This window comes from Hymenobacter sp. DG01, from assembly GCF_006352025.1.
GTDB lineage: Bacteria > Bacteroidota > Bacteroidia > Cytophagales > Hymenobacteraceae > Hymenobacter.
The window spans coordinates 1938690-1953090 of record NZ_CP040936.1 but is presented as its reverse complement, the minus strand read 5'-3'; the positions used below and the strand labels follow the sequence as shown (position 1 = coordinate 1953090).

Sequence of the window (14401 nt, the reverse complement as noted above, 5' to 3'; positions counted from 1 at the left end):
CCCGCCGGTTCACACAAACCGGTGGGGACGAAGCCCCATAAAAAAAGCGCCGACCCAGCCGGGTCGGCGCTGTGTGGGCGTGGTGGGTTTACACGGTAACACTTTCCTCTATGGCCTCGGCTATGCTGATTTCCTCCAGCGGCGGCACCGGGGCAAAGCGCGACTCATGGAAATTGGCTTCCGGAAAGCCGGGCGCTACCTCCGCGTTGTTGATTTCGTGGAGGGTGATGCCGTAGCCCCGGTGGGTATCGTAGAGGCCGCGAACGGTGTAGATGGGGCCCCGCTTGGGGGTTTGGATGTTGGGGTTCTGGACCAGCAGCAGGGTAAAGTCATCGTTAGTGCAGATAACTTCCTGTCCGATATGAAAGAGCGGCGGTTTCATGGCGGCAAAGGTAAGACGAATGGCGCGGCCTTGCCACCCCGGCGGGGGTAGGGGGCCGCGCTATTTCTGAGCCGGGGCAGCGGCGGGCGCCAACACGGCATCAATGGAGTGGATAATTCCGTTTTCAGCCACGATATCATCGTTGACGACGGTGGCTACGGTGCCCTGGCTGTTGCGCAGGGCAATTCCCCCGGCCTGGCGCACCACGGTCAGGGTTTCGCCCTGCACGGTTTGCAGCTGCAGCCCATCGGTAAGGTTGGCGGCCAAGTAGCTGCCGGGCACTACGTGGGCGCCAATGAGCTGCGCCAGGCGGCCTTTGTTGGCGGGGCGCAGCAGCTCATTCAGTTTGCCGGCAGGCAGCTTATCGAAGGCTGCGTTGGTGGGCGCAAATACGGTGTATTTGGTGGTGCCCCGGGCGGCCTCCTCCAGGCCGGCGGCCTTCACGGCTTTCATGAGGGTAGTATGCTCCGTAGATAGCTTCGACATGCCCAGCAGAGTGCCGTTAGCCGTGGCATTCACGGCCTCTCCGGTTTGGGCCGCGGCCGGGCGGGCGCCCAGGCCCAGGATAAGCAAGCTGCCCAGCAGCAGGGAAAAGCAGAAGGTATGACGCATGGCAAACAGGTAATAGGTTAGAAAATAGCTGTTTACGCCAGGGTCAGCCAGTGGTTCAGTAAAACCTACCCCGAGGCTGCCAGACCGGCGGGTTCAATAACTTTCCGGGGGTAGGGGGCAGCTAATGCGGGGCGGCGCTATCTTTACCCCGCATACGGTGATGGATTTCCACCGCGAACCGCCGGCGCCCCGGGCCCCGCGCTGATGATTCCTACTGAACCGGCCGCTGCGGTAGCGGCCGGGGTGCCTCATCGTGTTGTTCGTCTTGCGTATGCGTCATCGTCCTGCGTTTCTGCGGCTGTTTCCGGCCCGCCTTCGTTTGCTCAGTACCCCGGCTACCCTGCTGTTCGTGCTGCGCTGGGTGCTGCTGAGCGGTTTGGTAGGTGTGGCAGCGGGCTCCGCCTCGGCCCTGTTTCTGGTGGCGCTGGAGCGGGTTACCGCCTGGCGCGAGCTGCACCCTTGGGTTCTGGTTCTTCTGCCCGCCGCGGGCTTCCTGATCGGGCTGGCCTACCACCACGCGGGTACTCTGGTGGGGCGGGGCAACAACCTCATACTCGACGAAATACAGTCGCCTACCACCCCTGTTCCGCTGCGCCTGGTGCCGCTGGTGCTGGGCGGTACGTTGCTGACCCACCTGTTTGGCGGTTCGGCCGGCCGCGAGGGTACGGCCGTGCAGATGGGTGCCGCCCTGGCCGACCAGCTTCCGCGCCCGCTGCGCCTGCGCCCCCGCGACCGGCGCCTGCTGCTGCTGGCGGGCATGAGTGCGGGGTTTGCCTCGGTATTCGGGACGCCGCTGGCCGGGGCCGTATTTGGGCTGGAGGTGGTCCGGCTGGGCACCATTCGCTACGAGGCCCTGCTGCCCGCCTTTCTGGCCGCCCTCAGCGCCGACTTCGTCACGCGGGCCTGGGGCGTGGGCCATACGCACTACCCGCAGCTGGCCGTGCTGCCCATTACCCCGGCCGGAATGGGGTGGGCCCTGCTGGCGGCGGCTTTGTTTGGGCTGACTGCCCGCAGCTTTGCTACCCTTACCCACTGGCTGAGCCGGCAATTCGCCCGTATTTCCTACCCACCGCTGCGGCCCGTAGTGGGCGGGGTGCTGGTAGTAGCGGCCGTAGGAGCCCTGGGAACTACTCGCTACATCGGGTTGGGCGTACCCGTTATAGAGGCGGCCTTCGGCGCTCCACTGCCGCCCCACGATTTCCTGCTGAAGCTGGGCCTCACGGCCCTTACGCTGGGCTGCGGCTTTAAGGGTGGCGAAGTAACGCCTCTGTTTTTTATGGGGGCCACGCTGGGCAGCGCCCTGGCCGTGGTGGTGCCTCTGCCGGTGGCGCTGCTGGCAGCCATGGGCTTTGTGGGAGTATTTGCGGGCGCGGCCAACACGCCCCTGGCCTGCCTGCTCATGGGGCTGGAACTGTTCGGGACGCCGGCCGGAGGGTATCTGGCCCTGGCCTGCGTGGTGGCCTATCTGTTCTCGGGCCACCGGGGCATTTATTCGGCACAGCTGATCGGGCAGGCCAAGCATCTGCGCCTGGGCCGGCAGCAGGGCAAGCGGCTGGGCGAGTTATAGGCGGGAGCAGGGGTAGGAAGCAGAGAAAAACCTTACTCTTTCATGACCCGCTGGGTTTGGTTAAGGCCTTTACCCCGCAGCTGCACCACGTAAATGCCCGGCGCCAAGTGGGCCGTGTACCGGTTCAGCTCGGCCTGCAGCAAAGCCCCTGAGCCTTGTAAATGGAGCAGAGGCGGGCCCTGGGGCAGGCCCAGCTCCAGGGTAAGCATGCCCGTGCTGGCCGGCAGCTGGTACACGCGGTTGCCGGCGGTGGGGGTGGGGTACACAAACAGGCGGGCTTTGGCTTCATTGGCGGGCCGGATGCCCGCGAAGTTCAGCCCGATGAGCACCGGGTCGTGGTCGGAGGAGCGGAAGGGGCTGTTGGCGTCAGTGGCTTCGCCGGCCACGTCGTACTGCTGAAACAGGGGCTCGAAGGAGTTGATGTTCCACTTGTGCACATCAATAAAGCCCACCAGATTAGGCGTCACGATGCAGTGGTCGAGGGAGCCGGTAAGGCCCTTGAACACATACGACGCGCTGGTGGGCGGCGTCACGGCTACCAGCCCGGCCGCCCGCAGAATGTCAATGGGGTCTTCCTCGTAGTTGGCGTTGTAGTCGCCGAGGCAGAGCACGCGCCGGGTGCCGGCCGGTACTACAGTGGTGTTGATGAACTCTACCAGGGCCCGCGACTGGCCGCGCCGCCGGTCGTTGGAGCCGCCCTGCCCGTCGTTCTGGTCGGCGTTCAGGCCCGTGCCGCTGCCCTTGGACTTGAAGTGGTTAATAACCACAGCCACCGTATCGGGGCGGGGCTTGCGCCGTGTGATGAAGAGCTGGGCCAGCGGGGGGCGCTCGAATACGCCCGGCACCGCCGCTACCAGGGCCGGGCCCAGCAGCCGCACTTCGGCCGGCTTGTAAATCAGGGCGCAGTGAATCTGGTCGGTATTGTTAGGCTGCTGGGTGGCGCCCCCATCATTTACGGCTGCGTACACCTCGGCCCCGGCGGCCTGGTTCAGCCCATTCACCAGGTCCTGAATGGCCGAGGCCGGTCCCGTGCCGTCATTCTCAATTTCCGTCAGCCCGATGATATCGGCGTTGATGGCTACCAGGGCCCGGATGATTTTGCTGCGCTGGTGGGCAAAGTCGGGCAGGGTTTTGGCCCCGCGGCTGGTCGGAAAGCCGCCCCCGATGCCGTTGCCGTTAAAGTAGTTCAGGACGTTAAAGCTGGCTAGTTTCAGATCCAGGGGCCCGAAGGCCGGCACGCCCGGGCGCGCCACCGTCAGCTGCGGGGCCTCCGGAGCGGGGAGGGGCTGCACCCGCCACTGGTTGAAGCCGTAGCCCAGCACGCCCCGCAGCACCTCTACCGTGCTGCCTACCCGCACCGTGCGGTAGGTGGCATCGGTGTACGGAATGGGCTGGGGGTTGGTAGCCGCGCTGCCGTCGTCGAGCAGAATGGACCGGTCGAGGTTGGCGGCCTCGTACTGCCGGATAGCGGCGATATTGCTGGTGCCGGTGCTGGTAGTGCCTGTGGCGGGATTGTCGTTGGGGTCAATGAACTGGGTAGGCTGAAACAGGGTGCCCCCGGGAGTCAGCGTCAGCTCGCCCCTTCGCTGCAGGTTATACACGTCCGTGACGGTCAGGGGGCCCGAAAACTGCACCCGCATGCCCTCGTAGCGTTCCAGCCCCGCCGCCGAGAAGGTTGCGTTCGGCAGCACCGTGAAGGCCGGCAGCGGGTTGCCCGCGGAAAGCACCGTAACCGTAGGCTCGGTCATGACGGCCTGGCCCGAGGAAGGAGCCGCAGGGCCCTCCAGCACGGTGCCCGTCACGCGCACCAGGTCGCCGGCCTTTACAGTGGCCCCCGCCTGGACCACGAACAACGCGTTGGAAGTAGCTGGGTCGGCATCGGCGCTGGCGGCGGATTCCTGCACGTAAAACCCGCCCGGAGCCAGGTTTGCGTACACGGCCGTTACCAGGGCCTCAATGGTGTAAGTGCCCGGCGTAGCCGCTGCCCCGCTGCCCTGGATCTGGCCGATGCGGGTAATGGCTGCCGGTTGCGGGCCGGGGTGGAATAAAGGCGGCGCGGCGCAGGCGGCGCCCACGCTCCAGCCCGCCAGCATCAGCTGACAGGCAAGTAGTAGTACTAGCTTCATTCGTAACTAAAATCAAAGCCCCGCCGGAAAGGCAACGCGCTTTTATAAAAGTACTATTAATTAATGAAAGAGTTATATATAAAATCCAGCCGCTTCATCCTCCTATAGCTGCCTGCCCTCCTTATTATCCCGGCCGCGGGCGTACCACGACCAATGGTTTATCGACTTTTTTGGCACCAGCCCGTATAAGCTCGGTAATGGCCTGATAGCCTGTCAGAAGCACATTGTTCCAACCAACCTGCATCCTATGAAACTCACTTCCCTTTCCGCATGGTCGGCCCGTTTGGCGGCTGCGGTAGTATTCTGCGGGGGCATTGCCCTGGCCTCTTGCTCTTCCACCAGCACCGATAGCCCGGCCGGTTCTGGTTCTGGCACCGACGCCTCTACCAGCGGCTCCACTAGTGGCTCGGCCACTACGGGTTCTACCAGCGGCTCAACTACGTACAGCACCTCGGGCGCCAATACCACCGGCAGTACTTCGGGCAGCACCTCGGGCGCTACCACCACGGGTACTACCAGCGGCACTACGGGTACCACCGCTGGCAACACTACCGGTACCACGCGCTAACCTGGCATTAGCTGCCGGCAAAGACAACGGCCGGAATTCACGCCTCAGGCGTGGGTTCCGGCCAGTTTGTTAAATATCCAACTTGAAAAACTCGCCCTTGTTTTTCAGCGAGGACTGTCGGATGACCAGGTCGCCGGTAATAACGAAGGTGCGGGGCTGAAAAGCTTCTTTCTCGCGCACCTGCTCCAGGAACAGCCGCGCCGCCTGCTGCCCAATGCGGTAGGGGTGCAGGTTTACCGTCGTCAGGCCCGGCTCAATCATGGAAGCCATAAACTCGTCGCCGAAGCCAACCACGGCGACGTCCTCAGGCACGCGCAGGCCCCGGGCCTTAAGGGCCACCAGCAAGTCAAAGGCGTTGGTGTAGTTAATGGCGAAGATGGCGTCGGGCGGGTGGGGGAGGGCCAGCCAGGTATCCAGGGCTGCTACCGCCTGCTCGGGCTTGAAGTTGATGTGAATGCGCAGCTCGTCGCGCAGGGGCAAGCCGTATTTCTGCAGGGCGCTGACGTAGCCGGCCAGGCGGTTGCGGCTGATGAGCAGTCCTTCGGGGCCGGCCAGAATGGCAATGCGCCGGGCGCCCTGCTGAATCAGGTGCTCCGTTACGCTGAAGGCCCCGTTCCAGTCGTCGAGAATTACTTTGGCCGTATCTACCTCGTTGCAAACCCGGTCAAAGTGCACAATGGGAATGCCCCGGCTGGCAGGTTGCTTTACGTGGTCGAAATTTTCGGTTTCGCGGGAGTGGCAGATCAGCAGCCCGTCCACGCGGCTGGCAATGAGAGCCTGCACGTTGCTGACCTCCATATCGTAGGATTCCTTCGACTGGCAGATCATCACGCGGTAGCCGGCCTCAGCCACTACCTGCTGAATACCGCTAACAGCCGTTGCGAAAAATGGCCGCTCAATGTCGGGAATCACCACCCCGATGGTTTTGGTTTCGCTGCTTTTCAGGCTTTGCGCCAGCAGGTTAGGCTGGTAGTCGAGTTGGCGGGCCACCTCCAGAATGGCCTGCCGGGTATTCACATTAATGTCAGAATGCCCGTTAAGGGCGCGCGAAACTGTGGACGGGGCTACCCCCAATTCCTTGGCTACGTCGCTGATGGTGGTCTGCCGGCGCTTCTTCTCGGGGAGGGGCAGGGCCTTCTCATCGGTGAAGTGGTAGTTGCACGCCTTACAGTGGTACCGCTGCCGCCCCCGAATGAAGCCGGCGCGCATTACAGCGTCGGCCGACCGGCACTTGGTGCATTTAATCATGGATGGAATTGAATTATTTCAAAATTGGGCAGATGATTTGAAAAGTCAAGGCCGATGCGATACTTTTTAATTCAGGGATAATCTACAGAAAAAATTTTGCCTCGCCAGGTGTTATTAATACCTATCGAAAACGTTTTCGGAAACGTTTTCGATATTTTTATTTAGAAATCAGGCATTTAGGCCGGTTTTTAGGTTGCTAATCCGCTCAATTGTTCTTCTATCTTCGGTAGTAAGTACTCCCTAACTGCTGTGCTGGACGAAAACCTTGCCAGATAGCCCGCGGGATTACTACTGAATAGTTAATAGGACTTTTTGGTTAGAAGAGTACGCTTTTATGCTGCACACCATGCGCTGGTTCGGGCCCCAGGACCCGGTTTCTCTTTTTGCTCTCCGGCAGGCCGGCTGTACGGGCGTAGTAACCGCCCTGCACCAGCTGCCCGTCGGGTCAGTATGGAGCCAAGACGACATTCGGGCCCGCCAGCAGCTGATTGAAGCCGATAATGACCGGTACGCACCCCTGCACTGGGCCGTGGTGGAAAGCCTGCCCGTGCACGAGGATATAAAGAAAGGACGGCCGGCCCGTGCCGAGTACATCCGCAACTACCAGCAGAGTCTGCGTAACCTGGCTGCCTGTGGCATCCGCACCGTGTGCTACAACTTTATGCCGGTGCTGGACTGGTCGCGCACCAACCTGACCTACGAGATGCCCGACGGCTCGCGGGCCCTGCGCTTTGTGTGGGAAGACTTCGCCCTCTTTGACCTCTGCATTCTGCGCCGCCCGGGTGCCGAAGCAGACTACGAGCCCGAGGTAGCCGCTGCCGCCCGCGCTAAGTTCGCTACCCTGACCCCGGAAGAAATTACTACCCTCACCAACGTGGTGCTGCTGGGCCTGCCCGGCTCCGAAGAGGCGTTTGAGCTGAACGGCTTTCAGGAGCTGCTGAATGAGTACGCCACTATTGATGCTGATGCCCTGCGCGAAAACCTGTACTACTTCCTCCGGGAGGTAGGCCCGGTAGCCGAAGAGGTGGGCATTGGCCTCTGCATTCACCCCGATGACCCGCCTTTCCCGCTGCTGGGCCTGCCCCGGGTAGTAAGCACCGAAGCCGACCTGGCAGGCCTGCTGCAGGCCTACGACTCGCCGGCCAATGGCCTGACCTTTTGCACTGGTTCCCTGGGCGTGCGGCCCGATAACGATCTGCCCGGTATTGTGCGGCGCCTCGGGAACCGCATTCACTTTGTGCACCTGCGCGCCACCAAGCGCGAGGAAAACCCGCGCAACTTCCACGAGGCCGACCACCTGGAGGGCGACGTGGATATGTACGCGGTGGTGCAGGAGCTGGTGCGCGAAGAGCTGCGCCGGGCCCGCACCGGCGGAGGCAACCCCAGCTTGCCCATGCGCCCCGACCACGGCCACCAGATGCTCGACGACCTGGAAAAGCGCACCTACCCCGGGTACTCCGCCATTGGCCGCCTGCGCGGGCTGGCCGAACTTCGGGGGCTGGAGCTCGGCATTCGCCGCAACCTGGAGGCCTCCGAAGAAAATGCTTCCGCTCAGCTCTCCGACGAGGCCCACGCCACCCGCTTTGTTTAGCCCACGCCGCCCTACCCAACCTCGACCTTTCTACCCTTTCCTGCGCATGCTACCCCGCTTTTTTCTGCTACTCGCGCTGCTTTGTTTCGGTACCGTCCTTCCGGGGCGCGCCGATGACGGCTACCGTTTGTGGCTGAAGTATGACGAACTGCCCGAAGCCGGTCTGCGCAAGGCCTGGCAGGCGCAGGCCCGGGGTATTGTAGTGGAATCCAATGCAACCCCCACCCTGCAAACCGCCGCGCACGAGCTGCAACTCGGGCTGCAAGGACTGCTGGGGCGCCCGGTGCCGATAGGGGCGGCGCCGGGCGGTAGGGGTAGCATTCGGTTGCGCGTAGCCCCGGACCCTGCTCTGGGCCGGGAAGGCTACCGCATCACAAGCCAGAAAAACGGGCTGGAAATTACCGGCCCCACCGATGCCGCCGTGCTCTACGGCTGCTTTGCCCTGCTGCGGCAGGTGCAAACCGGGCAGCTGCCCGACAAACTCAGCCTGAGCAGCCAGCCCCGCATTCAGTACCGCCTGCTCAACCACTGGGATAACGCCAACGGCACCGTGGAGCGTGGCTACGCCGGCTCTTCCATCTGGAAGTGGCTGGAGCTGCCCGACCGCCTCGACCCGCGCTACCAGGACTACGCCCGCGCCAATGCTTCCATCGGCCTGAATGGGGTAGTACTCAATAACGTAAACGCCAGCGCCCGCTACCTCACGGCCGAGTACCTGCAAAAGGTAGCCGCCCTGGCAGGCGTAATGCGCCCTTACGGCATCCGGGTGTATCTCTCGGTGTTCTGGGCCGCGCCCAAAGTAATCGGGGGCCTACCCACCTCCGACCCCCTGGACCCTAAGGTGCAGCAGTGGTGGAAAGCCAAAACCGACGAAATCTACAAGACCATTCCCGACTTCGGGGGCTTTCTGGTAAAGGCCAACTCCGAAGGCGAACCTGGCCCGCAAGACTATGGCCGCAACCACGCTGATGGCGCCAACATGCTGGCCACGGCCCTGGGCACCCACGATGGGGTAGTAATGTGGCGGGCCTTCGTGTACAAAGCCAACTCCAAAGGCGACCGGTTCAAGGAAGCCTACGAAGAGTTTCAGCCTCTAGATGGCAAGTTCAACCCCAAAGTGCTGGTGCAGGTAAAAAACGGCCCGATTGACTTCCAGTCGCGGGAGCCGTTCCACCCGCTGTTTGGGGCCATGCCGCGCACCCCGCTGGTGTTGGAGGTGCAGCTAACCCAGGAGTATCTGGGCTTCGCTACCCACCTTGTGTACCTGGGCCCGCTGATTAAAGAGTGCCTTGAGGCCGATACCCACGCCCAGGGCTCTGGCTCTACGGTGGCCAAGGTGGTAGATGGTACTCTGGAAAAGCACAACCTCAGCGGTATTGCGGGGGTAGCCAACATCGGCTCCGACCGTAACTGGACCGGCCACCCGGTGGGGCAAGCCAACTGGTACGCCTACGGCCGCCTGGCCTGGGATCATACGCTCAGCTCCGAGGCCATTGCCGATGAGTGGACCAAAATGACCGTGACGCGCGAGCCCAAAGCCGTGGCCAGCGTTACGCAGGTCCTGAATCAGTCGCGCGATGTTTACGTACGCTATACCACGCCGCTGGGTTTGCACCACATCATGGGTCAGAGCATTCACTACGGCCCTGAGCCTTGGCTGGAGAAAAGCGCCCGCCCCGACTGGACCTCCGTGTACTACCACAAGGCCGATGCCGAGGGCCTCGGTTTCAACCGCACCGCTAGCGGCTCCAACGCCCTGAGCCTGTACGCCCCCGGCGCCCGTCAGGTGTGGAGCAACCCGGCCACCTGCCCGCCCGACTACCTGCTCTGGTTCCATCATGTGGGCTGGGGGCAGCAGCTCAGCACCGGCCGCACCCTCTGGGACGAGCTAACCACCCGCTACTACACCGGCGCCGACTCCGTGCTTTGGATGCAGCAGCAGTGGGAGCAGGCCAAGCCGGCTGTGGACCCCGAGCTGCACGCCGATGTAGCCGCCCGCCTGCGCATTCAGCACCGTGAGGCCCTGTGGTGGCGCGATGCCTGCGTGCTCTACTTCCAGACCTACGCCAAGCGGCCCCTGCCCCCCGGCCTCCCGCCGCCTACCCGCCCCCTGGCCGAAATCAAGGAGCTGGTGGATATCTACCAGCTGCGCTAACCCCTTACAAGACAGTCCTATTCTTTCTCGCATGGCACACATCCAGTCCTTTGTTTCTCCGCATACCCAAACCAACGGGCAGCACCAGCCGGGCACCTTTTCCCTGGAAGGGAAGCTGGCCCTCGTGACGGGCGGCGGTACCGGTATCGGGCTGGAAATTGCCCGGTGCATGGCTACGGCCGGCGCTACCGTCATCATCACGGGCCGCCGCGAGGCCGTGCTTCAGGAGGCCGTAGCCGACCTGGGCCCCTCGGTGCACTACCTCACCAACGACGTGTGCGCCCTGGATACCCTGGAAGACCTGGTGGAGCAGATTGAAACCGCCCACGGCCCCTTGGATATTCTGGTCAACAACGCCGGCATCAACATGAAGAAGCCGGCCCTGGATGTAACCGACGAGGAGTTCAGCCGCATCATTCACACCAACCTGAATGCCGTGTTTGCCCTGACCAGGGTGTGCGCCAAGCGCATGGTGGAGCGCAAAAGCGGCGTTATTCTGATGATTTCCTCCATGGCTGCCTACTACGGCATCGATAGGGTAGTGGCTTACGCTGCTTCTAAGTCGGCGGTAGAGGGCATGGTGAAGGTGCTGGCCTCGGAGTTCTCCAAGCACAATGTGCGCGTGAATGCCATTGCTCCCGGCTTCATCGAAACGGAAATGAGCCGCACGGCCATGAACTCTGACCCCGACCGCCGTGACCGGGCTATGCGCCGCACGCCCATGGGCAAGTTCGGCCAACCCTCTGACATCGGCCACGCGGCCGTGTTCCTGGCCTCCGAGGGGGCCCGCTACATCACCGGCGCTTCCTTACCCGTCGATGGTGGTAATTCCATCGGTTTTTAACTTCTGCTGCGGCGGATAACCTGCAACATCCCACACTTTTAAAGTTCCCACTCCTCATGCAATCAACTATACGAAAATCGGCCCTTGGGCTGGGTTGGCCGCTGATGCTTGCTGCTGGCCTGCCGCTGACTGGCGCGCTGCTTGCCCCTACGCAGGTACAAGCGCAAACTGCCCGCACCATTACGGGCCGCGTAACCGACCAGGCTACCGGCGAGGGTATCCCGGGCGTAACGGTGCTGGTGAAAGGCACCTCGGCCGGCGCCTCTACCGGCACCGACGGCTCCTTTACCGTGCAAGCTCCCGCCCAGGGCAACACTCTGGTGTTCTCGGCTATCGGCTACGTGTCGGTAGAGCGGCCGATCGGCTCAAACACGACCTTCAACGTTACGCTCTCCACCGATGCCAAAGCCCTGAATGAGGTAGTGGTAGTAGGCTACGGCGTACAGAAGAAAAGCCAGGTAACGGGCGCAATTTCCTCCGTGGATGAGCAGAGCCTGCGCGACGTGCCGGTGGCCAACGTGGGCCAGGCCCTGCAGGGCCGCGCGGCCGGCGTGAACATTTCGAGCTCCAGCAACACCCCCGGCCAGAACCCGGTGATCCGCATCCGTGGCAACCGCTCGTTCTCGGGCTCCAACGACCCGCTGCTGGTCGTGGACGGGGTACCGTACGATGGCAGCCTCAACGACCTGAACCCCGACGACATCGTGTCGCTGGAAGTGCTGAAAGATGCCTCTTCCACGGCCATTTACGGGGCCCGCGGCGCCAACGGTGTTATTCTAATTTCGACGCGGCGCGGCAAAAACGGCCCGACGCGCGTTACTTACAGCGGCTACTACGGCGTGAAGCAGGCGCGCGAGTTCGACCTGCAGAATGGGCAGGAGTTCTACGATTTCCGCCTGCGCGCCTACCGGGCCCGCAACCCCACCTTCGACCCGGTAGCTACGCCCACCTTCCTGACTCAGGGCGAGCGGGACAACCTGGCCGCCGGCCGCTTCACCGACTACCAGGACCTGCTGATTCAGAAGGGGCGCCTGCAGAACCACGCCCTGGGCATGTCGGGCGGTAATGAACAGACCCAGTACTCGGCCTCACTGGGCTACTACGACGAAACGGGCGTGGTGCCGGTGCAGCAGTTTCAGCGCTTCTCGCTGCGCGGCACCCTGGACCAGCAGATTGGCAAGCGGGTGAAAATCGGCTTCAACACGCTGAATACCTACATTCAGCAGGACGACCCGAACCTGAACATCATCAACTCGATTCTGACGGGCAGCCCGCTGGCCTCGCCCTACGATGCCAACGGCCTGCCGATTCTGTTCCCGAACACCGATACGGCCCTGCCCAACCCGCTGACGTACTACGTTGAAGATGCCCATAAGGAGCAGAACCGCCGGCTGCGCAGCTTCAACAGCCTCTACGGCCAGGTCAACATCCTCAAGGGCCTGGACTACCGCCTGAACGTGGGCCTGGATTTCCGGTCCGAAACGGGTGGCAACTTCTTTGCTACCGGCACGCCGGCCCGCGGCACGGGCGTCAACCAGGCTGGGCGCTCCGGCAACACGGCCTCCAACATTCTACTGGAAAACCTGCTGCTCTACAACCGCACCTTCGCCGACAAGCACGACGTGAACTTCACGGGCCTGTACAGCATCCAGGATTTCCGCACCGACAACTTCTCGGCCACGGTGCAGGATTTGCCCACCAACTACCAGCTCTACAACAACCTGGGCGCGGGTAAGCCGGTGACCTCCACGAGCGGTTTTAGCCGCTGGGACATCATCTCCTACATGGGCCGCCTGAACTACGCCTTCGACAACCGCTACTCCGCCACCGTGACCATGCGCGTCGATGGCTCATCGCGCCTGTCGCCGGGCAACAAGTACAAGGCCTTCCCCTCGGCGGCCGTGGCCTGGAACATTGCCAACGAAGGCTTTATTCAGGACCAGAGCTGGGTGAGCGGCCTGAAGCTGCGCGCCAGCATCGGCCGCGTGGGCAGCACGGCCATCAACCCCTACCAGACCCTCGGCTCGCTGAACACCGGCCTCGGCAACGGCAACTACACCTACGGCTCCACCGGCGCGGTAGGGGTGGTGCCGGGCAGCATTCCGAACAACGACCTGGGCTGGGAATACACCACTACCACCAACTTCGGGCTGGACTTCGGCTTCTTCGACAACCGCGTGAGCGGCTCGGTAGAGTTGTACCAGCAGCGCACCAGCGACCTGCTGCTGCCCTTCGCGCTGCCGGGCTCCAGCGGCTACACCTCGGTGCTCGTGAATGCGGGCAAAACCCAGAACCGTGGCCTGGAAATTACGCTCTCGACCATCAACATGCGTACCGGCGGCGACCGGGGCTTTGAGTGGATTACGGACTGGAACTTCACGGTGAACCGCGAGAAAGTGCTGGACCTGAACCGCTACAACGAAAACGGCGACCCTATCGACGACCTGGCTAACCAGCGCTTCATCGGCCAGCCGCTGTACGTTATCTACGACTACAAAAAAACCGGTATCTGGCAGCTGGGCGAAGAGTCGCAAGCGGCCCGCTACGGCACGCTGCCCGGCCAGATCAAGTTTGAGGACGTGAACAACGACGGCCGCATCGACGCCGCCGACCGCCAGATCATCGGCTCGCGCCAGCCCAAGTTTGAGGCCGGCCTGACCAACCGCTTCAAGTACAAAGGCTTCGATCTGACGGCCGTGGCCCTCACCCGCGTGGGCGCCACCATCGTCGATCCGCTGCTGTTCGGCCCCTCGTACTTTACCACCTTCGACGGCCGCCGCAACCAGATCAATCTGGACTACTGGACGCCGCAGAACCCTACCAACAACTTCCCGCAGCCGGTGCAGGGCATCGGCGACTACCAGACCGACAGCCGCGTGCTGGGCTACGTAAGCGGCACCTTCGTCAAGGTGCGCAGCATTGATCTGGGCTACGCGCTGCCGAGCAGCCTGTTCAGCAAGGTGAAAATGAGCACGGCCCGCATCTACGTGCAGGTGCAGAACCCCTTCATCTGGTCGCCGGTGGACGTGTATAAGAAGAACAAGGCCATTGACCCGGATGCGCTGTCGTACTCGTCGCGCTTCAACAACGCCAACTCCAGCCAGGGCGGCATCGAATTCACGGACGGCAACCCGTCTAACGGCAATGCCGGGGTAGCAGGCCGCGGGGTGTCTTACCCGGCTACGCGCGCCTTCATTGTGGGCCTGAATCTGGGCTTCTAACTACTGATTGTGGGCCGGCGGGCCGGGAGCTGCCTCGGTTTCCGGCCGCCTTTCTCACCTCCTTTTCAACGATTCAACCGGCGCCGC

At 62.8% G+C, this 14401-nt stretch carries 10 protein-coding genes and 1 riboswitch; of the genes, 6 read left to right on the top strand and 4 right to left on the bottom strand.

Annotated features, from left to right (window positions below; translation table 11 throughout):
• Positions 1–88: 88 nt before the first annotated feature.
• Positions 89–382: a hypothetical protein gene (locus FGZ14_RS08270; RefSeq protein WP_139923193.1), complete on the bottom strand. Its 294-nt coding sequence runs from the start codon at positions 380–382 to the stop codon at positions 89–91.
• A 60-nt stretch (positions 383–442) separates the two neighbouring features.
• Positions 443–994: a fasciclin domain-containing protein gene (locus FGZ14_RS08265; protein ID WP_139923191.1), complete on the bottom strand. Its 552-nt coding sequence runs from the start codon at positions 992–994 to the stop codon at positions 443–445.
• A gap of 147 nt (positions 995–1141) precedes the next feature.
• Positions 1142–1215, top strand: a riboswitch (Fluoride riboswitch).
• A 50-nt stretch (positions 1216–1265) separates the two neighbouring features.
• Here FGZ14_RS08265 and FGZ14_RS08260 point away from each other — a divergent pair.
• The gene (locus tag FGZ14_RS08260; protein WP_139923189.1) at positions 1266–2561 is read left to right on the top strand and encodes a chloride channel protein; all 1296 of its coding nucleotides are present in this window, start codon (positions 1266–1268) and stop codon (positions 2559–2561) included.
• A gap of 32 nt (positions 2562–2593) precedes the next feature.
• Here the strand turns inward: FGZ14_RS08260 and FGZ14_RS08255 are convergent, their stop codons facing one another.
• The gene (locus FGZ14_RS08255) at positions 2594–4687 is read right to left on the bottom strand and encodes an ExeM/NucH family extracellular endonuclease (RefSeq protein ID WP_139923187.1); all 2094 of its coding nucleotides are present in this window, start codon (positions 4685–4687) and stop codon (positions 2594–2596) included.
• A 247-nt stretch (positions 4688–4934) separates the two neighbouring features.
• Here FGZ14_RS08255 and FGZ14_RS21710 point away from each other — a divergent pair, with 247 nt between their 5' ends.
• Positions 4935–5255 (top strand): hypothetical protein, encoded by a 321-nt coding sequence (locus FGZ14_RS21710; protein ID WP_180754538.1) that lies wholly within the window; start codon positions 4935–4937, stop codon positions 5253–5255.
• Positions 5256–5324: 69 nt separating this feature from the next.
• Here the strand turns inward: FGZ14_RS21710 and FGZ14_RS08245 are convergent, their stop codons facing one another.
• The gene (locus FGZ14_RS08245; protein WP_139923185.1) at positions 5325–6503 is read right to left on the bottom strand and encodes a LacI family DNA-binding transcriptional regulator; all 1179 of its coding nucleotides are present in this window, start codon (positions 6501–6503) and stop codon (positions 5325–5327) included.
• A gap of 334 nt (positions 6504–6837) precedes the next feature.
• Between FGZ14_RS08245 and uxuA the strand changes: the two genes are divergently transcribed.
• From uxuA to FGZ14_RS08225, 4 genes are read left to right on the top strand one after another with little or no spacing between them, the layout of a single operon-like run.
• Positions 6838–8094 carry a mannonate dehydratase gene (gene uxuA / locus FGZ14_RS08240; protein WP_180754537.1) on the top strand — a complete coding sequence of 419 codons (1257 nt, stop codon included), beginning with the start codon at positions 6838–6840 and terminating at the stop codon, positions 8092–8094.
• 46 nt (positions 8095–8140) lie between these two features.
• Positions 8141–10249, top strand: coding sequence for an alpha-glucuronidase family glycosyl hydrolase (locus FGZ14_RS08235; RefSeq protein ID WP_139923183.1), 2109 nt, complete (start codon positions 8141–8143; stop codon positions 10247–10249).
• 31 nt (positions 10250–10280) lie between these two features.
• Positions 10281–11093: an SDR family NAD(P)-dependent oxidoreductase gene (locus FGZ14_RS08230; protein WP_139923181.1), complete on the top strand. Its 813-nt coding sequence runs from the start codon at positions 10281–10283 to the stop codon at positions 11091–11093.
• Between the two features lie 56 nt (positions 11094–11149).
• The gene (locus FGZ14_RS08225; RefSeq protein WP_139923179.1) at positions 11150–14314 is read left to right on the top strand and encodes a TonB-dependent receptor; all 3165 of its coding nucleotides are present in this window, start codon (positions 11150–11152) and stop codon (positions 14312–14314) included.
• Positions 14315–14401 lie beyond the last annotated feature (87 nt).